The 25,605-nt window shown below is 55.7% G+C and carries 24 protein-coding genes; 9 read left to right on the forward strand and 15 right to left on the reverse strand.

Annotated features, from left to right (window positions below; genetic code table 11):
• Positions 1–24: 24 nt before the first annotated feature.
• Positions 25–1,146, forward strand: a complete 1,122-nt coding sequence (locus ACOTYH_RS01880) for a cupin domain-containing protein (protein ID WP_017384706.1) — start codon at positions 25–27, stop codon at positions 1,144–1,146.
• A gap of 90 nt (positions 1,147–1,236) precedes the next feature.
• Here the strand turns inward: ACOTYH_RS01880 and pepT are convergent, their stop codons facing one another.
• Positions 1,237–2,460 carry a peptidase T gene (gene pepT, locus ACOTYH_RS01885; RefSeq protein ID WP_048973515.1) on the reverse strand — a complete coding sequence of 408 codons (1,224 nt, stop codon included), beginning with the start codon at positions 2,458–2,460 and terminating at the stop codon, positions 1,237–1,239.
• Between the two features lie 237 nt (positions 2,461–2,697).
• On the opposite strand from pepT, the gene potA reads away from it, so the two are divergent.
• From potA to potD, 4 genes are read left to right on the forward strand one after another with little or no spacing between them, the layout of a single operon-like run.
• On the forward strand, positions 2,698–3,846 hold the full coding sequence (potA, locus tag ACOTYH_RS01890; protein ID WP_162837914.1) for a spermidine/putrescine ABC transporter ATP-binding protein PotA: 1,149 nt from the start codon (positions 2,698–2,700) through the stop codon (positions 3,844–3,846).
• Positions 3,830–4,687, forward strand: a complete 858-nt coding sequence (gene potB, locus ACOTYH_RS01895) for a spermidine/putrescine ABC transporter permease PotB (protein WP_032670115.1) — start codon at positions 3,830–3,832, stop codon at positions 4,685–4,687. Before potA ends, potB begins: the two co-directional genes overlap by 17 nt.
• Positions 4,684–5,475, forward strand: coding sequence for a spermidine/putrescine ABC transporter permease PotC (potC, locus tag ACOTYH_RS01900; RefSeq protein ID WP_015570805.1), 792 nt, complete (start codon positions 4,684–4,686; stop codon positions 5,473–5,475). Before potB ends, potC begins: the two co-directional genes overlap by 4 nt.
• Positions 5,472–6,506 (forward strand): spermidine/putrescine ABC transporter substrate-binding protein PotD, encoded by a 1,035-nt coding sequence (gene potD, locus ACOTYH_RS01905; RefSeq protein ID WP_015570806.1) that lies wholly within the window; start codon positions 5,472–5,474, stop codon positions 6,504–6,506. Before potC ends, potD begins: the two co-directional genes overlap by 4 nt.
• Before the next feature lie 34 nt (positions 6,507–6,540).
• Here potD and cobB read toward each other — a convergent pair whose 3' ends face one another.
• The 5 genes from cobB to lolC are packed head-to-tail and all read right to left on the reverse strand — an operon-like array spanning position 6,541 to position 11,480.
• Entirely contained in the window at positions 6,541–7,362 is an 822-nt protein-coding gene (gene cobB / locus ACOTYH_RS01910; protein ID WP_006809226.1) for a Sir2 family NAD+-dependent deacetylase, read from the reverse strand.
• A 14-nt stretch (positions 7,363–7,376) separates the two neighbouring features.
• Complete coding sequence (gene nagK / locus ACOTYH_RS01915) at positions 7,377–8,288, reverse strand: N-acetylglucosamine kinase (protein WP_032670943.1); 912 nt, start codon at positions 8,286–8,288, stop codon at positions 7,377–7,379.
• Between the two features lie 54 nt (positions 8,289–8,342).
• On the reverse strand, positions 8,343–9,587 hold the full coding sequence (gene lolE / locus ACOTYH_RS01920; RefSeq protein ID WP_032619921.1) for a lipoprotein-releasing ABC transporter permease subunit LolE: 1,245 nt from the start codon (positions 9,585–9,587) through the stop codon (positions 8,343–8,345).
• On the reverse strand, positions 9,587–10,288 hold the full coding sequence (gene lolD, locus ACOTYH_RS01925; protein WP_015570809.1) for a lipoprotein-releasing ABC transporter ATP-binding protein LolD: 702 nt from the start codon (positions 10,286–10,288) through the stop codon (positions 9,587–9,589). The genes lolE and lolD overlap by 1 nt, the downstream gene beginning before the upstream one ends.
• A complete protein-coding gene (gene lolC / locus ACOTYH_RS01930) occupies positions 10,281–11,480 on the reverse strand; it encodes a lipoprotein-releasing ABC transporter permease subunit LolC (protein WP_421637525.1) in 1,200 nt (399 codons plus the stop codon). The genes lolD and lolC overlap by 8 nt, the downstream gene beginning before the upstream one ends.
• A gap of 256 nt (positions 11,481–11,736) precedes the next feature.
• On the opposite strand from lolC, the gene ACOTYH_RS01935 reads away from it, so the two are divergent.
• The 3 genes from ACOTYH_RS01935 to ldtC all read left to right on the forward strand — a co-directional run bounded on the left by ACOTYH_RS01935 (position 11,737) and on the right by ldtC (position 17,935).
• Positions 11,737–12,810, forward strand: a complete 1,074-nt coding sequence (locus tag ACOTYH_RS01935; RefSeq protein ID WP_023296315.1) for an acyltransferase family protein — start codon at positions 11,737–11,739, stop codon at positions 12,808–12,810.
• Positions 12,811–13,377: 567 nt separating this feature from the next.
• Positions 13,378–16,824, forward strand: a complete 3,447-nt coding sequence (mfd, locus tag ACOTYH_RS01940) for a transcription-repair coupling factor (RefSeq protein ID WP_017693631.1) — start codon at positions 13,378–13,380, stop codon at positions 16,822–16,824.
• A 145-nt stretch (positions 16,825–16,969) separates the two neighbouring features.
• Entirely contained in the window at positions 16,970–17,935 is a 966-nt protein-coding gene (gene ldtC, locus ACOTYH_RS01945; protein WP_023303432.1) for a L,D-transpeptidase LdtC, read from the forward strand.
• Between the two features lie 77 nt (positions 17,936–18,012).
• On the opposite strand, the gene bhsA is transcribed toward ldtC, so the two are convergent.
• The gene (bhsA, locus tag ACOTYH_RS01950; RefSeq protein WP_006809234.1) at positions 18,013–18,270 is read right to left on the reverse strand and encodes a multiple stress resistance protein BhsA; all 258 of its coding nucleotides are present in this window, start codon (positions 18,268–18,270) and stop codon (positions 18,013–18,015) included.
• Between the two features lie 245 nt (positions 18,271–18,515).
• Between bhsA and ACOTYH_RS01955 the strand changes: the two genes are divergently transcribed.
• Complete coding sequence (locus ACOTYH_RS01955; protein ID WP_015570813.1) at positions 18,516–19,151, forward strand: TetR/AcrR family transcriptional regulator; 636 nt, start codon at positions 18,516–18,518, stop codon at positions 19,149–19,151.
• 59 nt (positions 19,152–19,210) lie between these two features.
• On the opposite strand, the gene ACOTYH_RS01960 is transcribed toward ACOTYH_RS01955, so the two are convergent.
• The 8 genes from ACOTYH_RS01960 to hinT all read right to left on the reverse strand — a co-directional run bounded on the left by ACOTYH_RS01960 (position 19,211) and on the right by hinT (position 25,294).
• Positions 19,211–19,750 carry a glycine zipper 2TM domain-containing protein gene (locus tag ACOTYH_RS01960; RefSeq protein ID WP_017384715.1) on the reverse strand — a complete coding sequence of 180 codons (540 nt, stop codon included), beginning with the start codon at positions 19,748–19,750 and terminating at the stop codon, positions 19,211–19,213.
• A 193-nt stretch (positions 19,751–19,943) separates the two neighbouring features.
• Positions 19,944–21,248: an NAD(P)/FAD-dependent oxidoreductase gene (locus ACOTYH_RS01965; RefSeq protein ID WP_017693633.1), complete on the reverse strand. Its 1,305-nt coding sequence runs from the start codon at positions 21,246–21,248 to the stop codon at positions 19,944–19,946.
• A 236-nt stretch (positions 21,249–21,484) separates the two neighbouring features.
• Positions 21,485–22,027 (reverse strand): alpha/beta hydrolase YcfP, encoded by a 543-nt coding sequence (ycfP, locus tag ACOTYH_RS01970; protein WP_006809239.1) that lies wholly within the window; start codon positions 22,025–22,027, stop codon positions 21,485–21,487.
• 31 nt (positions 22,028–22,058) lie between these two features.
• Complete coding sequence (nagZ, locus tag ACOTYH_RS01975) at positions 22,059–23,084, reverse strand: beta-N-acetylhexosaminidase (protein ID WP_032653224.1); 1,026 nt, start codon at positions 23,082–23,084, stop codon at positions 22,059–22,061.
• A gap of 11 nt (positions 23,085–23,095) precedes the next feature.
• Entirely contained in the window at positions 23,096–23,920 is an 825-nt protein-coding gene (thiK, locus tag ACOTYH_RS01980) for a thiamine kinase (protein ID WP_032670940.1), read from the reverse strand.
• A complete protein-coding gene (gene lpoB / locus ACOTYH_RS01985) occupies positions 23,901–24,545 on the reverse strand; it encodes a penicillin-binding protein activator LpoB (RefSeq protein WP_085929697.1) in 645 nt (214 codons plus the stop codon). Before lpoB ends, thiK begins: the two co-directional genes overlap by 20 nt.
• A 13-nt stretch (positions 24,546–24,558) precedes the next feature.
• A complete protein-coding gene (locus ACOTYH_RS01990) occupies positions 24,559–24,933 on the reverse strand; it encodes a YcfL family protein (protein ID WP_126766182.1) in 375 nt (124 codons plus the stop codon).
• Between the two features lies 1 nt (position 24,934).
• The gene (gene hinT, locus ACOTYH_RS01995; protein WP_006809243.1) at positions 24,935–25,294 is read right to left on the reverse strand and encodes a purine nucleoside phosphoramidase; all 360 of its coding nucleotides are present in this window, start codon (positions 25,292–25,294) and stop codon (positions 24,935–24,937) included.
• Positions 25,295–25,605 lie beyond the last annotated feature (311 nt).

Below are 25,605 nucleotides of genomic sequence, written 5' to 3' on the forward strand. Positions count from 1 at the left end.
TAAGAGCCTGCGGAATACAAAAATATGGATTATCAATTAACGCTTAACTGGCCCGAATTTATTGAACGTTACTGGCAAAAACGCCCGGTCGTTCTTAAACGCGGGATCAGCAATTTTATCGACCCTATTTCTCCTGACGAACTCGCTGGTCTGGCGATGGAAAATGAGGTAGACAGCCGTCTGGTGAGCCACCAGGACGGGAAATGGCAGGTCAGCCACGGTCCCTTTGAAAGCTACGATCACCTGGGCGAAAACAACTGGTCTTTACTGGTGCAGGCGGTCAACAACTGGCACGAACCCACCGCAGCCTTAATGCGTCCCTTCCGCGCCCTGCCAGACTGGAGAATGGACGATCTGATGATCTCCTTCTCCGTTCCCGGTGGCGGCGTGGGTCCGCATCTGGATCAGTACGACGTGTTTATCATTCAGGGTACCGGGCGCCGTCGCTGGCGCGTGGGCGAAAAAGTGCCAATGAAGCAGCACTGCCCCCACCCGGATCTGCTTCAGGTTGATCCGTTTGAAGGGATCATTGATGAAGAGCTGGAGCCAGGCGACATTCTCTATATCCCACCGGGCTTCCCGCATGAAGGTTATTCCCTGGAAAACTCGCTGAACTATTCGGTTGGTTTCCGCGCGCCAAGCGGGCGCGAGATGATCAGCGGATTTGCTGACTATGTTTTACAGCGTGAGCTGGGCAGCTACCGTTACAGCGATCCGGACGTTCCGGCGCGTGAGCACCCGGCGGATATTCTGCCAGAGGAGCTGGATAAGCTGCGCGGGATGATGCTGGATCTGATCAACGAACCGGAGCACTTCAGACAGTGGTTTGGCGAGTTTATCAGCCAGTCGCGTCACGAACTGGACGTCGCACCGCCAGAGCCGCCTTATCAGGCAGATGAAATTTATGATGCGCTCCAGCAGGGCGATAAGCTGGTTCGTCTGGGCGGATTACGCGTACTGCGCATTGGCGAAGAGGTATTCGTCAACGGCGAGCGCCTGGACTCTCCGCATCGCCCGGCGCTGGAAGCGATTGCCAGCCATATGGTGCTGACTGCGGATACCTTCGGCGACGCGCTGGACGATCCCTCCTTCCTCGCCATGCTGGCCGCGCTGGTGAACAGCGGGTACTGGTTTTTTGAGGACTGAGCCGCTTTAATGCCCGGTGACGCTGCGCTTACCGGGCCTACGATCGAAATGTAGGCCGGGTAAGGCGTAGCCGCCACCCGGCATAAAACATTACCGCTTCGCGGTTAACTCCGCTATCCGCACGATCACCTGCACCGCTTTCTCCATCCCTTCCAGCGTCACGAATTCATGCTTGCCGTGGTAGTTATATCCACCGGTAAACAGGTTCGGGCACGGCAGGCCCATAAACGACAGCTGTGAACCATCGGTACCGCCACGGATCGGTTTCATCACCGGCTCGATGTCACAATCGCGCATCGCCTGCTGGGCGATATCAAGAATATGCGGATGCTCCATCACCTTATCGCGCATATTGTAATAGCTGTCTTCGATGATGAGTTCAATATAGCAATCCGGATGTAGCCCCTTGCCGACCTTTTTCGCGATCTCCATCATCTTACGTTTGCGTGCTTCAAAGGCTTTGCGGTCGAAATCGCGGACAATATAGTGCATCTGCGCGCTGTCCACGGTCCCCTTGATGCTGGTCAGATGATAAAAACCCTCATACCCTTCCGTCATCTCCGGGCTCTCTTCGGCGGGCACTTCCGCATGAATACGCGCAGCCAGCGACAGCGCATTCACCATCACCCCTTTCGCAGACCCCGGGTGCACGTTGTTCCCAACGATTTTGATCGTCACCGATGCCGCGTTAAAGTTTTCATACTCCAGTTCACCCACGCCGCCACCGTCGACGGTGTAGGCCCACTGCGCGTTAAACGCCTCAACGTCAAAGTGTTTCGCGCCTTTTCCAACCTCTTCATCCGGCGTGAAGGCCACGCGGATATCGCCATGTGGGATATTTTTGCCCTTCAGCACCGCCAGCGCCGTCATGATCTCGGCGATGCCCGCTTTGTCATCGGCCCCCAGCAAGGTTTTGCCGTCAGTGGTGATTAACGTCTGCCCCAGCAGCTGATGCAGTACCGGGAACATCACCGGCGACAGCACTTCGTCGCCAATGCCCAGCGCAATATCACCGCCGCGATAGTTTTCAACAATCTGCGGGTTTACGTGTTTACCGCTAAAATCAGGTGAGGTATCGACATGAGAAATAAAGCCAATTGCCGGGATATCGCCGTCAATACTCGCCGGCAGCGTTCCCATCACGGTCCCTTTTTCGCTGAGCGTGACATCAACCAGCCCCATGGCCTCCAGCTGCTCTTTCAGCAGATTTAGCAGCTTCCACTGGCCTTCGGTGCTTGGCACCTGTCGGACCCCCGGCTTAGATTGGGTATCCAGCGAAACGTAATGTAAGAAACGCTCAAGTAGTTTATCCATGCAGTCACCCTCACTTTTTGTGACAACATTATCATTAAGCAGCAAAACGCAAATATTGCGTCAGGTCACTTTTATCCCGCAAACGAGAACTTTTTACGTTTATATCGTTGTGCGTTAATAAATGTAGCTTATGAATCAGTGAGAAGGATTGGCGATTCAATGGGTTTGCCGTAGAATGTCCGCCCTCATTACGAGTCACCAAGGTGGTTACACACAAACCCCGCTTCAGTCTGCTGCCTGAGGCGTCTATATGGGACAGCGCGAAAATTGAATACACAACCCCGTTCCCTTTCACCGCTGGTGCAACTGGAACGAATTCGTAAAAGTTTCGATGGCAAAGATGTCATTTCCGACCTTAATCTGACCATCAATGACGGTGAGTTTCTCACGCTGCTCGGCCCCTCCGGCTGCGGCAAAACCACCGTCCTGCGCCTTATCGCCGGGCTGGAAAGCGTCGATAACGGCCATATCCATCTTGAGAACCAGGACATAACCCAGGTTCCAGCCGAAGATCGCCACGTCAATACCGTCTTTCAGAGCTATGCCCTGTTCCCGCACATGACCGTGTTTGAGAACGTGGCGTTTGGCCTGCGGATGCAAAAAACACCGGCCAGCGAGATCCCACCTCGGGTTACCGAAGCCCTGCGCATGGTACAGCTGGAGGCGTTCGCCCAGCGCAAGCCGCATCAACTTTCCGGTGGTCAGCAGCAGCGTGTGGCCATTGCCCGCGCCGTGGTCAACAAACCTCGCCTGCTCCTGCTGGATGAATCCCTCTCCGCGCTGGACTACAAGCTGCGCAAGCAGATGCAGAACGAGCTGAAAGCGCTTCAGCGTAAGCTCGGCATCACGTTCGTGTTTGTTACGCACGATCAGGAAGAAGCCCTGACCATGTCAGACCGTATCGTGGTGATGCGCGACGGCAAGATTGAGCAGGATGGCACCCCGCGTGAAATTTACGAAGAGCCGAAAAACCTGTTCGTCGCCAGCTTTATAGGCGAAATCAATATTTTCAACGCCACGGTGATTGAGCGTCTGGACGAGCAGCGCGTTCGCGCGAACGTGGAAGGCCGCGAATGCAATATTACCGTCAACTTTGCCGTCGAGAAGGGGCAAAAGCTCAACGTCCTGCTGCGCCCGGAAGATCTCCGCGTTGATGAGATCCACGACACGGCTGACGTCGAAGGTCTGATCGGTTACGTTCGCGAACGCAACTACAAAGGGATGACCCTCGAATCCGTTGTGGAACTGGAAAACGGCAAAATGGTGATGGTCAGCGAGTTCTTTAACGAGGACGATCCGGACTTCGACCACTCGCTGGATCAGAAAATGGTCATCAACTGGGTAGAAAGCTGGGAGGTTGTACTGGCTGATGAAGAACACAAGTAAGTTCCAGAATGTGGTGATTGCCACGATCGTCGGTTGGCTTGTGTTGTTTGTCTTTCTACCCAACCTGATGATCATCGTAACCAGCTTCCTGACCCGCGACGACGCGAACTTCGTGGCGATGGTCTTTACGCTGGACAACTACGCGCGCCTGCTCGATCCGCTCTATTTTGACGTGCTGCTGCACTCGCTGAATATGGCGCTGATTGCTACCCTCGCCTGTCTGGTGCTGGGGTATCCATTCGCCTGGTTCCTGGCCCGCCTGCCGCAAAAAGTACGGCCGCTGCTGCTGTTTTTACTGATTGTACCCTTCTGGACCAACTCGTTAATCCGCATCTACGGGCTGAAAATCTTCCTCAGCACCAAAGGTTATCTGAACGAGTTTCTGCTGTGGCTGGGGGTGATCGAGACGCCGATCCGCATCATGTTCACCCCGGGCGCGGTGATTATCGGCCTGGTCTATATCCTGCTGCCGTTTATGGTGATGCCGCTCTACTCCAGCATTGAAAAGCTCGATAAGCCGCTGCTGGAAGCGGCGAAAGACCTGGGCGCCAGTAAGTTACAAACTTTTGTCCGCATCATTATTCCGCTGACCATGCCGGGTATTATCGCCGGCTGTCTGCTGGTCATGCTGCCTGCGATGGGCCTGTTCTACGTCTCGGACCTGATGGGCGGGGCGAAAAACCTGCTGATCGGTAACGTGATTAAGAGCCAGTTCCTGAATATCCGCGACTGGCCGTTCGGCTCGGCCACCAGCATAACGCTGACGGTGGTGATGGGACTGATGCTGCTGGTTTACTGGCGTGCATCACGCCTGCTGAATAAGAAGGTGGAGCTGGAATGATCGGTCGACTGCTTCGCGGCGGTTTTATGACCGCCATTTATGCGTATCTCTATATTCCGATAATCATTTTGATCGTGAACTCCTTTAACAGCTCACGCTTCGGGATCAACTGGCAAGGGTTTACCACCAAATGGTATGGCCTGCTGATGAACAATGACAGCCTGCTACAGGCCGCTCAGCACTCGCTGACGATGGCGGTATTTTCTGCCACCTTCGCGACGCTGATTGGCTCGCTGACCGCCGTGGCGCTGTACCGCTACCGTTTTCGCGGTAAGCCGTTCGTCAGTGGCATGCTGTTTGTGGTGATGATGTCCCCGGATATCGTGATGGCCATTTCACTGCTGGTGCTGTTTATGCTGCTGGGCGTCCAGCTCGGTTTCTGGTCGCTGCTGTTCTCGCATATCACCTTCTGTCTGCCGTTTGTGGTGGTAACCGTCTACGCGCGTCTGAAAGGGTTCGACGTACGCATGCTGGAAGCGGCGAAAGATCTGGGTGCGAGCGAGATGACCATTCTGCGCAAAATCATTCTGCCGCTGGCGATGCCCGCCGTGGCAGCAGGATGGCTGCTCAGCTTTACCCTGTCGATGGACGACGTGGTCGTGTCCTCCTTCGTCACCGGGCCGAGCTATGAAATTCTGCCGTTGAAGATCTACTCAATGGTTAAAGTCGGTGTTTCACCCGAAGTGAACGCGCTGGCGACTATTCTGTTGGTGTTATCGCTGGTTCTGGTAATTGCCAGCCAGGTTATTGCTCGTGATAAAACAAAATCTCAGGGGACACAGAAATGAAAAAAATGCTTGCCGCTGCGGCACTGGTGCTCGGAATGGGCGCCGCGCATGCTGATGACAGCAAAACGCTCTATTTCTACAACTGGACCGAGTATGTGCCGCCGGGCCTGCTGGAGCAGTTCACCAAAGAGACGGGCATCAAGGTGATCTATTCGACCTACGAGTCGAATGAAACCATGTACGCCAAGCTCAAAACCTATAAAGATGGCGCGTATGACCTGGTGGTGCCGTCGACCTATTTCGTCGACAAGATGCGCAAAGAAGGCATGATCCAGAAGATCGACAAAACGAAGCTAACCAATTTTTCAAACCTCGATCCTGAGATGCTAAACAAGCCGTTCGACCCGAACAACGACTACTCCATTCCGTACATCTGGGGCGCGACGGCAATTGGCGTCAACAGCGATGCCATTGATCCAAAAACGGTTTCATCCTGGGCTGACCTGTGGAAGCCGGAATACAAAAGCAGCCTGCTGTTAACCGACGATGCGCGCGAAGTGTTCCAGGTTGCGCTGCGTAAACTCGGCTATTCCGGTAACACCACCGATCCGAAAGAGATCGAAGCGGCGTATAACGAACTGAAAAAGCTGATGCCAAACGTGGCGGCGTTCAACTCGGATAACCCGGCTAACCCGTATATGGAAGGTGAAGTGAATCTGGGTATGGTCTGGAACGGCTCTGCGTTTGTGGCGCGTCAGGCCGGGACGCCGCTGGAGGTGGTCTGGCCGAAGGAGGGCGGCATCTTCTGGATGGACAGCCTCGCGATCCCGGCGAATGCGAAAAACGTCGAGGGCGCCCTGAAGCTGATCAATTTCCTGCTGCGCCCGGATGTGGCAAAAGAGGTGGCGGAAACCATCGGCTACCCGACGCCAAACCTGGCCGCGCGGAAGCTGCTCAGCCCTGAAGTGGCAAATGATAAATCGCTTTATCCGGACGCTGAAACCATCAGCAAAGGGGAATGGCAGAACGACGTCGGTGACGCGAGCCGCCTGTATGAAGAGTATTATCAGAAGCTAAAAGCAGGCCGTTAATGCGTAACGGGCGACGCAATGTCGCCCGTTACTCTTACAGCCCCTTCAGGAGTTTATCCACAAAGGCTGGCACCACCTCGCTCGCCAGACCGTAATGTTTCTCTTCAAACTCGCTCCCGACCTGGCTTGGCTCCAGATTAAGCTCCACCGTATGGGCACCTTGCAGTCGCGCTTCGTGAACAAATCCTGCCGCCGGATAGACATGTCCTGAGGTACCAATGGCGATAAAGACGTCCGCCATAGCCAGGGCGCTGTAGATCTCATCCATTCCCAGCGGCATTTCGCCAAACCAGACCACATGCGGACGCAGACGCGAAGGGAACTGACAGCAGTGGCAGCGGTCTTCGTCCAGCACGTCCTCTTTCCAGTCCAGCACCTGACCACTCCATGCGCACCGCACCTTGAGCAGTTCGCCGTGCATGTGAATGATGTTGTGGTTTCCGGCCCTTTCGTGAAGATTGTCGATGTTCTGCGTGACCAGCAGAAAACGATCCCCCAGCGCTTCCTCCAGCTTTGCCAGCGCCAGGTGCGCCGCATTCGGTGCAATCTCCGGCTGCTGAAGCTGGCGACGGCGGGCGTTGTAGAACGCCTGCACCAGCGCCGGGTCGCGGGCGAAACCTTCCGGCGTCGCCACATCTTCAACTCGGTGTTCTTCCCACAGTCCGTCCGCCGCGCGGAAGGTCTGAATACCGGATTCGGCGGAGATCCCCGCCCCGGTCAACACCACCACTCTGGGTTTATCCATCGCTTCTGGCATCATCCTGTCTCTGAAAAAGATCCGCTGACGCAGGCGTTCACGTAAGCGGCGTTTATTTTTGCGAAAACGGCTGAGTCGACCCTGGCGACGCGACAGCATAATAACCTCGTAAACTAATCGGTGAGATGAAGGAATGCGGCTCCGCGCATGCCTCCTGCGTCCCCGTGTCGCGCACGCTCAATGCGCGGCACGCGGGCGACCGGCAATAAATGTCGGGGCAGACGCCCGGACAACTGTTCCGTAATCGCAGTGAAATTTGACAGCCCTCCCCCGATCACCAGCAGATCCGGGTCGACGATGGTCAGGATATTCCCCAGGCACACGGCCAGCAAGTCGAGATAGCGTTCAACGTGCTCTCGCGCCTGCGCATCCCCTTGTTCCCACAGGGTAATGATTTGGGGGGCGTCATGTTTCTGATGATAGAAGTGTTCATAAAGCCATGCAAACCCACGGCCTGAAAGGTAACTCTCAATACAGCCGTGCTGACCACAACCGCAGCGGATCAACGGGAAATCACGTCCGACAACATCCAGCGCATCCACCGGCAGACGGATATGACCAAATTCGCCGGTAATGTAGCTGCGCCCGGTAATGGGCTTACCGTTAATGACTATCCCGCCCCCCACGCCGGTTCCGAGGATCAGCCCCATAACCAGCGGATAGCGACGAAACTCGTCGTCCCAGGCCTCTGAGAGAGCAAAACAGTTGGCATCGTTGTCTAAGCGCACGTCGCGCTCAAGGAGAGCAGAAAGATCGGCACGCAGCGGTTTGCCGCTGGCAGCAGGAACGTTGGCGGCATACAGCGTGCCATCGTCGGTTTCGGGCATACCCGGAATACCAATGCCGACGCTGCCTTTGACGCCAAAGCGTTCATCCGCTTGCGCCACCAGCGCGGCAATGGCGGTTAAAAATTCATCGTAGCTTTCGCGCGGCGTGGGTACGCGGGTTTCCCATTGTAGCTTAAGGTCTTTATCGAACACGCCGAGCGCAATCTTGGTGCCGCCAATATCAAATCCGTAATACATGATGCATTCCTCTGTTTGATTCAGCGGCCAAAAGACCGCTAAACCATGACGAAATTACTGGCCACTTAATACCCTCGCCGGATCAATTCGGCTTGCGCGACGCGCCGGATACCAGCTTGCCAGCAGACTCAGTAAAAGTGCTGTCACCAGCACATAAATAACGTCCAGCCAGTGCAGTTCAGACGGCAGGAAGTCAATAAAATAGATATCGCCTGACAGGAACTGATGGCCAATAAGCGCTTCAATTCCGTTAATAATCGGCGTCAGCTGAAGGGAAACCACCACGCCGATCGCCACACCGCAAAGGCTGCCAAACAGCCCCGCCAGCAAACCGTACCAGACGAAGATGGCGCGAATAAGACCGTCTTTCGCCCCTAAGGTACGCAGCACGGCGATGTCGCCGCTCTTATCCTTAACGGCCATGACCAGCGTCGAGACGATATTAAAACACGCCACCCCAATCACCAGCACCATCGCCAGATACATAATCGCGCGGATCATCTGGATATCACGGTACATATACCCGTAAGTGCCGATCCAGCTTTTGATGTAGACATAGTTATTGGTCACGCTGCCAGCGTCACGCACCAGTTTATTGGCGTTGAAGACGTCGTTAACCTTAATGGCAATGCCCGTCACGCTGTCGCTCATATCCAGATACTGGCGCGCATCTTCCAGCGGCACCATCGCGAAGCTGTGATCGAGCTGGCCGCTCAGCTGCAAAATACCGGTGACGTGCAGACGTACGCGCTTAGGCTGCTGCAATTTGTGATCAGCGCTGGCGTTCGGGATCATGATCGAGACCCAGTCGCCCTGCTTCACCTTCAGCGCATCGGCAACGCCTTTGCCCATGATGATCTGCTGCTCGCCAGCCTTAAAGTTTGCCCATGCGCCATTTTGCACATAGCGCGGCAGCGCACTCAGACGCTCTTCCTGACGAGGATTTACCCCTTTCACCTGAATGGCGCGCAGGTTTACCCCGCTCTCTACCAGCCCGGTAAAGTTGATGTAAGGTGCAGCCGCCGCAATGCCGGGCACCTTTTCCACTTTGTTAAGGGCATCACGCCAGTTGGACCACGGCTGGTTAGCCGGCTCGATTTCACCGTGGGGGACAACGGCCAGAATGCGGTTATTCAGTTCACGCTCAAAGCCGTTCATGGCGCTTAAGCCCACGATCAACACCGCCACGCCCAGGGCGATACCGATGGTGGAGATCACGGAGATAAGGGATACCATCCCGCTCCGGCGACGACCGCGGCTAAAGCGTAACCCGATGAGTAACGATAACGGTGAAGCCATTACTCCGCTCCCATCAGCGTCAGTTCAGCATTCAGACGACCGTCGCGCATTTCCAGCTGACGCCCCATCCGCTTAGCCAGTTGTAAATCGTGGGTGACCACCAGAAACGCGGTTCCCTGCGCGGCGTTCAGTTCGCCGAGAAGCTGGAAAATGCTGTCTGCGTTACGCGCATCGAGGTTACCTGTCGGTTCATCCGCCAGCACCAGGCGCGGGTTGTTGACCAGCGCACGGGCGATGGCCACACGCTGACGCTCACCGCCGGAAAGCTCAGACGGACGGTGATTCCCGCGATGACCCAGCCCTACCGCTTTTAGCATGTCGCTGGCGCGGGCATTAATTTCCGCGGGTTTCTTTTTACCAATCAGCAGCGGCATTGCGACGTTTTCCAGCGCCGTAAAGTCCGGCAGCAGATGGTGGAACTGATAGATAAAGCCCAGCTCGCGGTTACGCAGCTCGGCTTTCGCCGTAGACGACATTTTACTCAGCGGCTGCCCGGAGAAGATCACATCGCCTTCGGTTGGCGTGTCCAGCCCGCCAAGCAGGTGCAGCAACGTACTTTTACCGGAGCCAGAGCTACCGACAATCGCCATCATCTCGCCTTCGCCCACGCTAAAACTCACATTGTGCAACACGTCGGTCTGCACAGTGCCTTCCTGATAGCGTTTGGACAGGTTGTCGCACTGCAACAGGATCTTATTCATAACGTAAAGCCTCAGCGGGTTGAGTAGCGGCAGCCCGCCAGGAAGGATAAAGCGTAGAAAGCAGCGCAATGGCCATCGCGGCCAGCGCAATACCGACCACCTGGAGCGGCTCGATTGCCACCGGCAGCGCCGCGCCATCAAGCAGCGCGCCAATAATCGGCATGAGATTGTTGAGCTGGCAGGCGAGCAGCGCACCCAGCGCCGCGCCGAGCAGCGCGCCGATGATGCCGGCGCTGGCGCCCTGGACCATAAATACCGCCATGATCTGGCGCGGAGTCAGCCCCTGAGTTTGCAGAATGGCGACTTCGCCTTGCTTCTCCATCACCATCAGCCCGAGCGAGGTGATGATATTAAACGCGGCAACGGCCACGATCAGGCTCAGCAGCAGCCCCATCATGTTTTTCTCCATGCGCACGGCCTGGAAAAGTTCGCCCTTCCGGTCGCGCCAGTCCTGCCATTTCGTCCCTTCCGGTAGCGTCTGCTGGCTAAGGGTATCCACCTTCAGCGGCGCATCAAGCCACAGACGCCAGCCGGTGATATTTCCCGCCGGGTAGCGCATCAGACGCGAGGCGTCCTGAATGTTCACCAGCATCTGGTAACCATCAACTTCGCTGTTCGCCGCAAACGTGCCAATCACGTTGAACAGACGCTGGCTTGGCAGACGCCCCATCGGCGTAAACTGACTGGCTGACGGCACCATCACGCGCAGCTGATCGCCACGGTTGACCCCGAGCTGCCCGGCAAGCTGCTCGCCGAGGATGACGTTGTATTTACCCGCTTCCAGGTCGGTTTGTTTCACATTGACCAGGAACGGCGTCAGCGGATCTTTTTGCGCCGGATCGATACCCAGCATCACCCCGACCGCCACGCTACGGGCGCTTTGCAGCACCACATCGCCCGTCGTGAGCGGCGCAACGCGCGTGACACCCTGTAACTTCACCGCGCTTTCCGGCAGCTGTTGCGGATTAACGGAACCCTGAGTGGAAGAGAGAACGGCCTGCGGCATCAGCCCCAGGATATTGTTTTGCAGCTCGCGCTCGAAGCCGTTCATGACGGAAAGCACCGTCACCAGTGCCATCACGCCAAGCGTAATGCCAATAGTCGAAAGCCAGGAGACAAAGCGACCGAAGCGGTCCGCGGCGCGCCCACGCATGTAACGTAAGCCTATAAAGAGTGCGACAGGTTGATACATGAAATCCGTCTGTTTGCTGATAGCAGACCCACGAGTATATAAGCGAATCCGCTAAGCGTAAATGACTGAAACCGTAAGATTCGGTAATCATTTTTCCGAAAAATTCAGATAAATCATCATACTACTGACTGAACTTCAACCAGACAGCCTCCACCTTTTCCGAAAATCGTCCTGATACAGACTGTTACCCGTTACATCAGGGTTTCATTTTACAACAATCGTCCTTTCGTTTATGGCAACAAGGTCGTCACGCACAATGAAACAAAAAGCATTATGGATTAACCAGATAAAAGGTCTGTGCATCTGCCTGGTGGTGATTTACCACTCGGTGATCACCTTTTATCCTCACCTGGACGGGCTACAGCATCCGTTATCGGGCCTGCTCGCCAAATGCTGGGTCTACTTTAATCTTTACCTTGCCCCGTTCCGTATGCCGGTGTTTTTCTTTATCTCCGGCTATTTGATCCGTCGATATATTGACGAGGTGAACTGGCGCACCAGTCTCGACAAGCGGATCTGGAGCATTGTCTGGGTTTTGGCCCTGTGGGGCGTCCTGCAATGGCAGGCGCTGACTCATCTGAATGCCTGGCTCGCCCCCGAGCGAGAGCTGGCGACAGCATCCAATGCGGCCTACGCCGATTCCGTTTCAGGGTTTGTACGGGGAATGCTCACGGCCAGTACCAGCCTGTGGTATTTGTACGCCTTAGTGGTCTACTTTACGCTCTGTAAGCTGCTGAGCCGCTGGAAACTGCCGATGCTGGGGCTTCTGGCGCTGGCAAGCATCGCCATCAACTTCCTGCCGTTACCGTGGTGGGGAATGAACAGCGTGGTACGCAACATGGTCTACTACAGCCTCGGCGCATGGTACGGCGCGCAGTTGATGGCGTGGATGAAAGGGATGAATTTGCGCCGCAGCTGGCTGATCCTCATCGCCTCTGGTGCGGTGTCGGTGGTGCTGTGGTTCGCTAACGTCCCTCTGCCGCTCTCTCTGCTGTCAATCGTGGTTATCATGAAGCTCTTTTACAGCTTCGAGCAGCGTTATGCCGTTCATCCCAATAATCTGCTGAACGTGATCGGTTCAAACACCATCGCGATATATACCACCCACCGCATTTTAATCGAGGCATTTAGCCTGCTCCTGATCCGCGAAATGAATGCGGCGTACTGGCCGATCTGGGCGGAGTTAACGCTGATTCTGGTCTACCCGTTTATCAGCCTGCTCGTCTGCACGCTGGTTGGGCTGGGGGCACGTAAGCTCTCAACCGCCCTCTTTGGCGATCTTTTCTTCTCCCCTCCCGCGCGGCTTTCGCCCGTGCCCACAACCCGCTAACTAACCCTGTCCCATGCGTACTACAAAATAAGGCCTGCACAGACGGCTCCCTCTCCCTATGGGAGAGGGCTGGGGTGAGGGTGAACATACAGCTGTGGTGCTCGTTCCGTTCACCTTATATTCCTTGCTATTCTATAACCGCACGAGCGGTGAACGTGCCAGGGTGGCTCAGTCGCCACCACCCTGGCAACCCGGGCTCCCGGCGGTAAATCGTCGCTTCGCGATACCCTCGGCTTATTCCTTCCGGCTATCGGGTCGGGCATGAGCCTGCATCCATGCAGGCCACGCCCTCTCGGCGCATCCCTGCGCCTCGCCCCGGCCTTCAGGAAACGCCTCAGCGATTTACAGCCGGACCAGGGCATCGCTGAAAGCCCTCAGTTAGTCTGAAGACAACGTTATTGCTTCTGCTTTCAAATTACTGAGGAACCCTCTACCCATCCGGGGTCACTTTCCCTCTTGTGCGGTTACGATTTGCTTATGTAAAACGATCGAGGATAATAAAGACATTGCGTATCAGTGATATGCCCCAATACTGTTGGTATATCCCCAAGAGACTCTGACATAGCCATGCCTGAACACTATCGTTACTCCTTGCCTGTCAAAGCGGGCGACCAGCGCCAGCTGGGCGAACTCACGGGCGCGGCCTGCGCCACCCTGGTGGCGGAAATTGCTGAGCGGCATCCAGGGCCGGTGGTGCTGGTTGCCCCGGACATGCAAAACGCTCTGCGCCTGCACGACGAAATTCGTCAGTTCACCGATAGCCTGGTGTTCAGCCTGGCCGACTGGGAAACGCTTCCCTACGACAGTTTTTCTCCGCACCAGGAGATCATCTCTTCACGCCTGTCGACGCTGTATCAGCTTCCCACCATGCAGCGCGGCGTGCTGATTGTACCGGTGAATACCCTGATGCAGCGCGTCTGTCCGCACAGCTATTTGCACGGCCATGCGCTGGTGATGAAAAAAGGCCAGCGCCTGTCGCGCGATGCCCTGCGCGTGCAGCTGGACGGAGCCGGCTATCGACATGTCGACCAGGTGATGGAGCACGGCGAATATGCGACGCGCGGTGCGCTGCTGGATCTCTATCCGATGGGCAGCGATCGGCCATATCGTCTGGATTTCTTTGATGATGAGATCGACAGCCTGCGCGTGTTCGACGCTGACACCCAGCGCACGCTGGAGGAAGTGGACTCCATTAACCTACTGCCCGCCCATGAGTTCCCGACGGATAAAACCGCCATCGAGCTGTTCCGCAGCCAGTGGCGCGACAGGTTCGACGTGAAGCGCGATGCCGAACATATCTACCAGCAAGTCAGCAAGGGCACCCTTCCGGCCGGGATCGAGTACTGGCAGCCCCTGTTCTTTAACGAACCGCTGCCGGCGCTGTTCAGCTACTTCCCGGCGAATACGCTGATTGTTAACACCGGGGATATCGACGCCAGTGCCAGCCGCTTTGAAAGCGAAACGCGCGCCCGCTTTGAAAACCGGGGCGTTGACCCGATGCGTCCGCTGCTGCCGCCGGAAATGCTGTGGCTACGTACCGACGAGCTGAACGCCGAGCTGAAACGCTGGCCGCGCATGCAGCTCAAAACCGACGCGCTTGCCGAGAAGGCGGCGAACACCAATCTCGCGTTCCGGACGCTGCCTGACCTGGCCGTCCAGGCGCAGCAGAAATCCCCGCTTGATAATCTGCGCAAGTTTCTTGAGTCCTTCACCGGGCCGGTGGTCTTCTCCGTTGAAAGTGAGGGTCGCCGTGAAGCGCTGGGCGAACTGCTGGGACGGATCAAAGTTGCGCCGAAACGCATTCTTCGCCTGAGCGAAGCGACCGGAAATGGCCGTTACCTGATGATCGGCGCCGCCGAGCACGGATTCATTGATACGCTCAATAACCTGGCGTTGATTTGTGAAAGCGACCTGCTGGGCGAGCGCGTCGCGCGCCGTCGTCAGGACAGCCGTCGCACCATCAACCCGGACACCCTGATCCGTAACCTGGCCGAACTGCACCCCGGTCAGCCGATCGTTCACCTTGAACACGGGGTGGGTCGCTATCAGGGGATGACCACCCTCGAAGCAGGCGGCATCAAAGGTGAATACCTGATGCTGACCTACGCCAACGACGCCAAACTGTACGTGCCGGTGTCGTCCCTGCACCTAATCAGTCGCTACGCCGGGGGCGCGGAAGACAACGCGCCGCTGCATAAGCTGGGCGGCGATGCCTGGGCGCGCGCGCGCCAGAAGGCAGCGGAAAAAGTGCGCGACGTGGCCGCCGAGCTGCTGGATATTTACGCCCAGCGTGCGGCCAAAGAGGGCTATGCGTTTAAGCATGATAAAGAGCAGTATCAGCTGTTCTGCGACAGCTTCCCGTTTGAAACTACGCCGGATCAGGCCCAGGCCATTAACGCCGTGCTGAGCGACATGTGCCAGCCGCTGGCCATGGACCGCCTGGTCTGCGGTGACGTGGGCTTCGGCAAAACCGAAGTGGCGATGCGTGCCGCCTTCCTGGCGGTGGAAAACAACAAGCAGGTGGCGGTGCTGGTGCCGACTACCCTCCTCGCCCAGCAGCACTTCGACAACTTCCGCGACCGCTTCGCCAACTGGCCGGTGCGCATTGAGATGCTGTCGCGTTTTCGCAGCGCCAAAGAGCAGACGCAAATCCTGGAACAGGCAAGCGAAGGCAAAATTGATATTCTGATCGGCACTCACAAGCTGCTGCAAAGCGACGTGAAGTGGAAAGATCTGGGGCTGCTGATCGTGGATGAAGAGCACCGCTTCGGGGTGCGCCATAAAGAGCGCATCAAAGCGATGCGCGCCGACGTCGACATTCTGACCCTGACCGCAACGCCGATCCCGCGCACCCTGAACATGGCGATGAGCGGCATGCGCGATCTGTCGATAATCGCCACCCCACCGGCGCGCCGTCTGGCGGTGAAAACCTTTGTTCGCGAGTACGACAATCTGGTGGTGCGCGAGGCGATCCTGCGCGAAGTGCTGCGCGGCGGCCAGGTGTATTACCTGTATAACGACGTTGAAAATATTCAGAAAGCCGCCGACAGGCTGGCAGAGCTGGTACCGGAAGCGCGCATCGCCATTGGTCACGGCCAGATGCGCGAGCGCGAGCTGGAGCGGGTGATGAACGATTTCCACCACCAGCGTTTCAACGTGCTGGTGTGTACCACCATCATTGAGACCGGGATCGACATTCCAACGGCGAACACCATCATTATCGAACGTGCGGATCACTTCGGCCTGGCCCAGCTGCACCAGCTGCGCGGGCGCGTCGGGCGCTCGCACCATCAGGCCTACGCCTGGCTGCTGACGCCGCATCCGAAGGCGATGACCACCGACGCGCAAAAGCGTCTGGAAGCTATCGCCTCGCTGGAAGATCTGGGTGCTGGCTTTGCGCTGGCGACCCACGACCTGGAGATCCGCGGCGCCGGTGAGCTGCTGGGTGAAGACCAGAGCGGCTCCATGGAAACCATCGGTTTCTCGCTGTATATGGAGCTGCTGGAAAATGCCGTCGACGCGCTTAAAGCAGGACGTGAACCGTCTCTGGAAGATCTCACCAGCCAGCAGACCGAAGTGGAACTGCGCATGCCTTCTCTGCTGCCGGATGATTTTATTCCTGACGTGAATACCCGTCTGTCGTTCTACAAACGCATTGCCAGCGCGAAAAGCGAAGGCGAGCTGGAAGAGATCAAAGTCGAACTGATTGACCGTTTTGGGATATTGCCCGATGCGGCGCGCAACCTGCTGGATATTGCCCGCCTGCGTCAGCAGGCGCAGAAGCTGGGCATTCGCAAACTTGAAGGCAATGAGAAAGGCGGCGTCATTGAGTTTGCCGAGAAGAACCACGTCGATCCGATGTGGCTGATTGGCCTCCTGCAAAAACAGCCGCAGCATTTCCGTCTTGATGGCCCGACGCGTCTGAAATTTACTCAGGATCTGACGGAACGTAAAACCCGCATGGACTGGGTGCGTAACTTTATGCGTCAGCTGGAAGAGAACGCCATCGCATAACGGTTTCCCCCGCCAGCGCCCGGCTGGCGGGGGGACAATTTACAAACTCTTTGCACTTCGCCCGAACTTCCCGACTATACATTCGCCATAATTATCATTAAGGCCTTATAAAACAATAACCTTATCATTTGTATGGATTATGATAATGATGATTTCTTCGCGTTTTACCCGCTGGTTAACTCTGTTTGCGCTGGCCGCGACGGTTGCCGTCGCGCTCCCTGCTCGCGCCAATACCTGGCCTCTTCCGCCTGCCGGCAGCAACGTCGTAGGTGAAAACCGCTTTCACGTGGTTGAAAACGATGGCGGTTCGCTGGAAGCGATTGCCAAAAAATATAACGTCGGGTTCCTGGCGCTGTTGCAGGCCAACCCGGGCGTAGATCCATACGTGCCCCGTGCAGGCAGCGTACTGACGATTCCGCTGCAAACCATCCTGCCGGACGCGCCGCGTCAGGGCATTGTGATTAACCTCGCCGAGCTGCGTCTGTATTACTACCCGCCGGGCAAGAACGAAGTGACCGTCTACCCTATCGGTATTGGTCAGTTGGGGGGCGATACGCTCACGCCTACCATGGTCACCACCGTCTCTGATAAGCGCGCTAATCCAACCTGGACCCCGACGGCAAACATTCGCGCCCGTTATAAAGCTCAAGGTATCGACCTGCCTGCCGTGGTGCCTGCTGGCCCGGATAATCCGATGGGGCACCATGCGATTCGCCTGGCGGCATACGGTGGGGTTTATCTTCTGCACGGAACGAATGCGGATTTCGGGATCGGGATGCGCGTCAGCTCCGGCTGCATTCGCCTGCGCGATGACGATATCAAAACGCTCTACCGCGTGATCGCCCCTGGCACGAAAGTGAATATCATTAATACGCCGATTAAAGTGTCTGAAGAGCCGGGTGGCGTCCGTCTGGTTGAGATCCACCAGCCGCTATCGAAAAACATCAATGACGATCCGCAGACGCTGCCGATTAATCTGAATGCCTCGATGGTGAGCTTTAAAACGAATGCCAATACCGATGGCGCGGTGATGGAGCGGGCGATGGAAGCGCGCTCGGGGATGCCAACCGATGTCACGCGGCATCATGAGGTTGCTCAGCAATCAATGTAAAGCAGTAATAACGACAAACGCCCTGCATCAGCAGGGCGTTTTTTATTGCAGTGGCATAACGGAGGGTTGCGTTACGCTTATTTGTAGATAACAGCGGTACCGTGCAGGGTGTTAGGACCGGTCACAGAGGTGATGCGGAATGATTTCGCACCCATTTCGTCAGCTTTTTGTGCCAGCTGATCTTCCAGAGAGCCCAGATTAGTCCCGGCAGTGGCAGAGATGGTACCGACTTTCTGCTGGTCTGCTGGCGTGGATTGCACTTCAACAGCAGCGAAGCTTGCGAAAGAGAGTGAACTCAGAACGGCGGCAGCGATGAGGGTTTTAACGTTTTTCATGATTTTATACCTTTAGGCAGATGATGTAGTGGTCGTTAGTTATTTAGTTAACGATCGATAGGTAAATGATAGATGTGATCCAGGTCACACGTCAACCCATTTTTATAATGGTCGTTAAATTAATTTCATTTGCCTTATATTTCATAAAGATAAAATTAAATTATTTTTCAGAAATCACCGCTGGTCGTTGCAGACGTTTATTTTTATAATGACTATTCAACAAAACAACAGAGGACCAACGGCACATGACAACCGATGTTACGCGTTGCGCGAAGAAAAGCCGTGGCCGACCAAAAGTGTTCGACAGGGATGCGGCGCTCGATAAGGCCATGACGCTCTTCTGGCAGCATGGGTATGAAGCTACGTCGCTTTCCGATCTTGTGGAAGCAACGGGCGCGAAAGCCCCTACCCTGTACGCAGAGTTCACCAACAAAGAAGGCTTATTCCGGGCCGTTCTGGACAGATACATCGCGCGCTTCGCGGCAAAACATGAAGCCCAGCTGTTCTGCGAAGAAAAAACGGTTGAGCAGGCATTGCAGGATTATTTCACGGCAATCGCGACCTGCTATACCAGCAAGGACACGCCTGCGGGCTGTTTTATGATCAACACCTCCGCGACCCTCGCGGCATCGTCTAAAGAGATTGCCAACACGGTCAAATCGCGGCATGCGATGCAGGAGGAGACGCTCAGCACGTTTCTGGCTCAGCGTCAGCAGCGCGGCGAAATACCGGCGCATTGCCGTCCGCAGGAGCTTTCCCAGTATCTGAGCTGTATTTTACAGGGGATGTCCATCAGCGCCCGTGAAGGCGCGACGCTGGAAAAATTGCAGGGGATTACGCAAACAACGCTGCGCCTGTGGCCTGAACTTCTTAAACTCTGACGCAAAAAAAAGCTCCTCAGCCTGAGCGCATGAGGAGCTAAGTTCAGAGAACATCTTTTTTACACTTTGTTATTCAGTATCAGCTGACCGTTGCTGTCGAGAGGGATCTGCGTGCCAGGATCTTTATCCATGCGGATTTTGCCCTGCTGATCGCCAATTTTGTAGGTTACGTCGTAGCCCAACATTTTTTCAGACTTGTCATACACGGTTTTACAGCGCTGCTGCGTTGTGGTGTAGGTATCATTTTCCTGCATCGCGCCCTGTACCTGGTTACCGGCATAACCGCCACCCAGCGCACCAACCACCGTCGCGACATCCTTACCACGGCCGCCACCAAACTGATGACCAATCACCCCACCAGCAACCGCGCCCAGCACGGAGCCAGCGATACGGTTTTCATCCTGAACCGGACGACGGTGGGTGACAGAAACATTACGGCACTCCTGACGAGGCGTCTTGACCGTCTCTTTGATCGGTGTAGCGGAAACCACCTGCGCATACTGCGGGCCACGATCAAGTACGTTCAGACTGGCAACGGCAGCCACACCTAACGCAGCTGCGACGCCAATCCCTATACCCGCCAACATTGATTTATTCACGGGACTTCCTCCTTTGTTGCAATTGGTAGCAATTTTGCAGCGCAATAAACGCTTCGCCAATAAGATAAAGGATCAAAATCAGGGCGGTTGACCGGGACAACGTGGGTTTAAGAGAACTCTTAAGCGTCAGGAGGGAAATGCACAGCATGATGTGCTAAGAATTCCCTCCGGAGGGCCCGGAGGGAGAGAGAAATTAGTGCAGCTTCAGGCGTGGACGGATCACGCGGTTGATGCGGCCAACCAGCATCATCAGGCCGGTTTTGAAGTAGCCGTGCAGCGCAATCTGGTGCATACGATACAGAGAAATGTACACGAAGCGGGCGATGCGCCCTTCCACCATCATGGAGCCGCGCATCAGGTTACCCATCAGGCTGCCCACGGTGGAGAAGTTTGAGAGCGACACCAGAGAGCCGTGGTCTTTGTAGACATAGGCTTTCATCGGTTTGCCTTTCATCTGTGCCAGGATGTTATGCAGCACGAGGCTTGCCATCTGGTGTGCGGCCTGAGCGCGAGGCGGTACAAATCCGCCTTCCGGACGTGCGCAGGAGGCACAGTCGCCAATGGCGAAGATGTCCGGATCGCGCGTGGTTTGCAGCGTCGGCTCTGTCACCAGCTGGTTAATGCGGTTCGTCTCCAGCCCACCGATATCTTTCATGAAATCAGGCGCTTTGATCCCCGCAGCCCAAACCATCAGGTCGGCCTGGATATATTCGCCGTCTTTGGTATGCAGGCCGCCCTCATCCGCGCTGGTCACCATGGTCTGTGTCAGCACGCGCACGCCCAGTTTGGTCAGCTCGTTGTGCGCCGCGCCGGAAATACGCGGCGGCAGCGCAGGCAGAATACGTTCACCTGCTTCCACCAGCGTCACATTCAGCGCTTCGTTAGTCAGCCCTTTGTAGCCGTAGCTGTGCAGCTGTTTGACCGCATTGTGCAACTCCGCCGATAATTCAACGCCCGTTGCGCCGCCGCCCACGATAGCAATGTTGACCTTGCCGTTAGCACCCATGTTATTGGTGTACTTCAGGAACAGGTTAAGCATCTCCTGATGGAAACGACGCGCCTGATGCGGGTTATCCAGGAAGATGCAGTGCTCTTTTACGCCTGGGGTGTTGAAATCATTGGAGGTACTGCCCAGGGCCATCACCAGCGTGTCATAGGCCAGCTTGCGCTCAGGAACCAGCAACTCGCCTTTATCATCACGCAGCTCAGCCAGCGTGATGGTTTTGTTTTCACGATTGATATCCACCACCGAACCCAGCTGGAACTGGAAGTGGTGGTTACGCGCATGCGCCAGATAGCTCAGCGCATCCACGCCCTCATCCAGCGACCCGGTCGCCACTTCGTGCAGTAACGGCTTCCACAGATGACTGTGGTTACGATCCACCAGCGTGATTTTGGCTTTCTTACCGCGACCCAGCTTCTTACCCAGCTGTGTCGCGAGCTCCAGTCCGCCAGCACCACCGCCGACAATCACTATCTTTTTCAATGGCGTAGTCAACGTGACCCCCTCAAATTATTAACCAATTGTTAATTAAAAGTTATATAAATAACCCTTAATTAACAACAGGTTACTGCGCTGAAACCATTCAGATTCATTGAGAATAGCACGTCAGGCGCATTGGTCATACCAAAATTGATATGTATCAAGTTTTGATGGTTTAAAAGTAGACAACTCTGACAAAAAAGAGGCCCGGTACGCTTTCACGTACCGGGCCTTTATCAGGTTCAGGGAGATTAGCCCAGCGTTTTAAAGGCTTTAATACGCTGCAAGTGCGGGGAAATGTTTTTGAACTTGTGGGTCTGCTCTTCGTCCCAGACAATTTCGTAGTAATGGTGCAGAAGCTCGGCGGCGCGGGAGCTGTTCAGCGCTTCATCGTTGCGGGAAAGGATCACCAGACACCGATCGCGGTTCTTTTCACGGAAATTGCTCACGCATTTAGTTGCGATGTCGGCGTACTCCTCCGGGCGATCGATTTTGCCTTCCATGTTTTCGTTTGGAAAGAGGTTAGGATTAAAAATGACCTGACGGATATCGCACAAAAAACCGATGCGCTCTGCCCAGTATCCTCCTAACCCCACGCCGCAGATCAGCGGGCGATCGTCGATATTGAGCTGCAACATTTTATCCACTTCTTTAAGCAGATGCTGCATGTCATGCTTCGGATGACGTGTGCTGTAACTGATCAGCCGGACATCCGGATCGATAAACTGCAATTGCAGCACTTTCTCATGATTACCAGGACTGTTTGAGTCAAAACCGTGTAAATAAATGATCATCGTCTCACCACGCTACGCCTTCCGGGATGAATTAAAGGGCTGCTTTATGTGCCTGCCAGCGCTCGTTCAGGGCTTCAAGCCGGGCGTTTACCGTTTTCCAGCGCGCCGAGTCCATCAGCTCCTGACGACTAAATGAACCTTTATGATACAATTGTGTAACACGTTCAGCATTGATCGGCGACAGGTTATCCAGCACGCTCACCGCCCCTTTACGATTATTGCAGACGAGGATCATATCGCAACCCGCATCCAGCGAAGCCTGCCCACGTTCGGCATAGCTTCCCATGATCGCCGCCCCTTCCATGGATAAATCGTCAGAGAAAATTACGCCATTGAAGCCTAATTCCTGACGCAGCACGGTTTTCAGCCAGTGCGGAGAGCCGCTGGCCGGACGCGGATCGATCTCACTGTAGATGACGTGCGCAGGCATGATGGCATCCAGCTTGTTATCAGCGATCAGCGAGCGGAAAACCGACATGTCTTTGGCGCGAATGTCTGCTTCCGGGCGCGGATCGCGCGGGGTTTCTTTATGGGAATCCGCCGTCACCGCCCCGTGGCCCGGGAAATGTTTGCCGGTGGTTTTCATGCCCGCAGCATGCATACCGTCAATAAAGCGCGTCGCCATTGCCAGCGCAATACGCGGATCGTCATGATACGAACGCTCACCAATTGCCGCGCTAATGTGTCCTACGTCCAGCACCGGGGCGAAGCTGATGTCGATATCCATGGCGATCATCTCGCTGGCCATCAGCCAGCCGGCGTCCTGCGCCAGTTGACCGCCCTCTTCGATCCCCAGCAGCGCAGCAAAAGATTGCGCGGCGGGTAAACGGGTAAACCCTTCGCGGAAACGCTGCACACGCCCACCTTCCTGGTCTACGGCCACCACCAGGTGATTGCGCGACGCCGCACGGATCTGGCGAACCAGCTCACGCAACTGCTCCGGATCATGATAATTGCGGGTGAAAAGAATCAGCCCCCCTACCAGCGGATGCGCCAGAATTTCGCGCTCTTCCGCATCCAGCTCAAACCCTTCGACATCCAACATTACTGGACCCACACCTACCTCTCTTATCCTTTCGTTTGTAACTGACGCCAGGCATCATTTGCCAGCGCAATAAATTGTTTGTCATCTGTCTGCTGAAGGCGCATTTCAAACCATCCCGCCATCAGCATCAACACCCACGGACGCCAGCGCGCGACCTGCCGCGCAAGGGTGAGCGCATTGATGTTGGCGTTTCGGGCATAGGCGGTTATCAGCTGCTCGCGCGACGCCTCATCAGGCATCCAGACCGCAGCGAGTTCGAGCGCCACGTCACCGTCTCCGGCATATTCCCAGTCGATAAGTTTCTCGCCTGCCGTGGTATGAACGATATTACCCGCGTGGACATCCATATGCAGCGGCGCCAGACGTAACGCCTGCGGCTCTCTCGCTCTGCGTAGCCGCTTAAGCTGCGCCAGCCAGTAGGGCGTGCGTCGTCCAGGCGCAGCCTGCTGCCAGTAGTGATCCAGCAAAGGAAGTAACGTTACCCGCCAGCCCAGACGCGGCTGGCGATGCAGATGATACAGCATGGCTGCAAGCGCAGGCGTATCGGGAAGCTCGCTTTTGATCTCACCCGCAATAAACGCCACCGCCATCCAGTCTCTGATAAAGAGATGAGGTTGTGGCGCAAGGTCAGCGGGCAGGCGCTTCAGGGCGCGGAACTGGCGACGAAAATGGGAGGCAGGCGCGGCGGCATCGTGATGCTGACGTAAAACCAGCCGATGGTCGCCACGCTCAATAATGCAACTCGCGCCGCCAAGCCCGGCGGGGGCTTGCGGCGCGATAACACGGTACTGAGGGAAATAACGCGTCAGGACGTCATGACGCGTGCGCTTATTGTTGCGTAACGGCACCTTTACCTGACCAGATAATTTCGCCGGTCTGAACCAGCATTAACTGCATCTGCAACGACGGCGTGTTCACGTTGCCTGTCGCGTTAGAATAAAGGACATACTGCGCGCCAACGTTGCGGGCAATACCAATCGCTTTACTGCGCGAACCCAGGCTGTCCTGAGGCGACAGACCAAGCTGCTGCTTGGCGACCGCGAGCTGCTGAGCTGAGACCAGCGTAAATTTACCGTTGTTTGCCAGCGCGTTGCGCAGGGTTTCCGTCGCTTCTCCCGCATTCAGGGAACCGTTTGTACGGTTGTTCACGCTGTCCACCAGCAGCACGCTGCCGGGCGTAACGCCCTGTGCCTGCAACATTTTGCCCACCATCGGCTGCATCGCGCCGTTCCAGTCATAGTGGCGTACTCGCGGCGCAGGCTGTGCGGTGTCGTCCGGATGTTCGATCGGGCCAGGCTGCGCCGGAATGGTCGGTACAGACGGCACGGTTGGAACAGGCTGCGCTGGCGTTGTTGGCTGTTCCGTTCCCGGCTTCGCCTGATCTACCGGTGCTGGTTCTTCCGTTCGCGTCACACAACCCGCCAGAAAGAGTGCAAAAGCACTCAGGAGCGCATAACGGCTCATTGTTTTAATCAAGGTTCACTCCTTACAAATAAAGATAAAGTCTCACCTTATGTGCACCCAGATAGCTGGCGCTGCCGTAGAGCGTGACTGACGATCTTGCCGGGATGGTCACGCTGCGCGGCACCTCAAGCGGGTGCATCTCAAGACCTCTCACGTCATACCAGTAGAAGCGATAATGCACCGTCACTGGCTCTTGCCTTTCGTTATAGAGCATAGAGGAGGCTGAAGACTGGATTTCGCTTATGGTCAGCGAAGGTTTCTCCGCCGTGATGCCCGCAGCAAGCACTGAGGACTCCATCACCAGCGTCTGTTCTTCACTGACCGGGATGGCGGGACGCGCGCTGCACCCAACCATTACCAGCGTCACGATCAGCGCTGCAATACGCCCAGTTAACATATTAAAGACCTTTATGTGCCAGCATCGGTCCCAGTGGACGTCCACCCAGCAGATGCATATGAATATGATAGACTTCCTGGCCGCCATGGCGATTACAGTTCATGATCAGACGGTATCCGTCTTCAGCAATCCCTTCCTGCTCTGCGATTTTCGCGGCTACCGTAAGCATACGGCCCAGCGCCACTTCATGCTCGGTTTTAACGTCATTAACGGTCGGGATCAGAATATTGGGAATAATAAGGATGTGCGTCGGCGCCTGGGGAGAAATGTCGCGGAAAGCCGTGACCAGTTCATCCTGATAGACAATATCCGACGGAATTTCGCGGCGGATAATTTTACTGAAAATCGTTTCTTCAGCCATGACCTTTTCCTTTTAAGTTTAATCTGGCGTCGTGCGTCCGTTGTTAACACACATTGTCTGATTTACTGCGTGACACAAGACAAGAGTATGAGCGAGTTTCTCCTGTCCTTTCAACCTTCTCCCGTGATTTCTTTCCTGATTGTCTGCCATCTGGCTGAAGAGGCATCGCTTTAGGACATTTCTTTTCTGAAACCTTATTTCAGTTCATCCCGAAACATCTGTTTACAGCGTTAATCACAATGCGTATATTTCGCATTTGCATTTTCATGCGCATTTTTAACATAGAAAACGACGTCAGCCCGTGCTAGCGG

Origin of the sequence: Enterobacter cloacae complex sp. SHL001, from assembly GCF_049236825.1 — a bacterium.
Classification (GTDB): domain Bacteria; phylum Pseudomonadota; class Gammaproteobacteria; order Enterobacterales; family Enterobacteriaceae; genus Enterobacter; species Enterobacter hormaechei_C.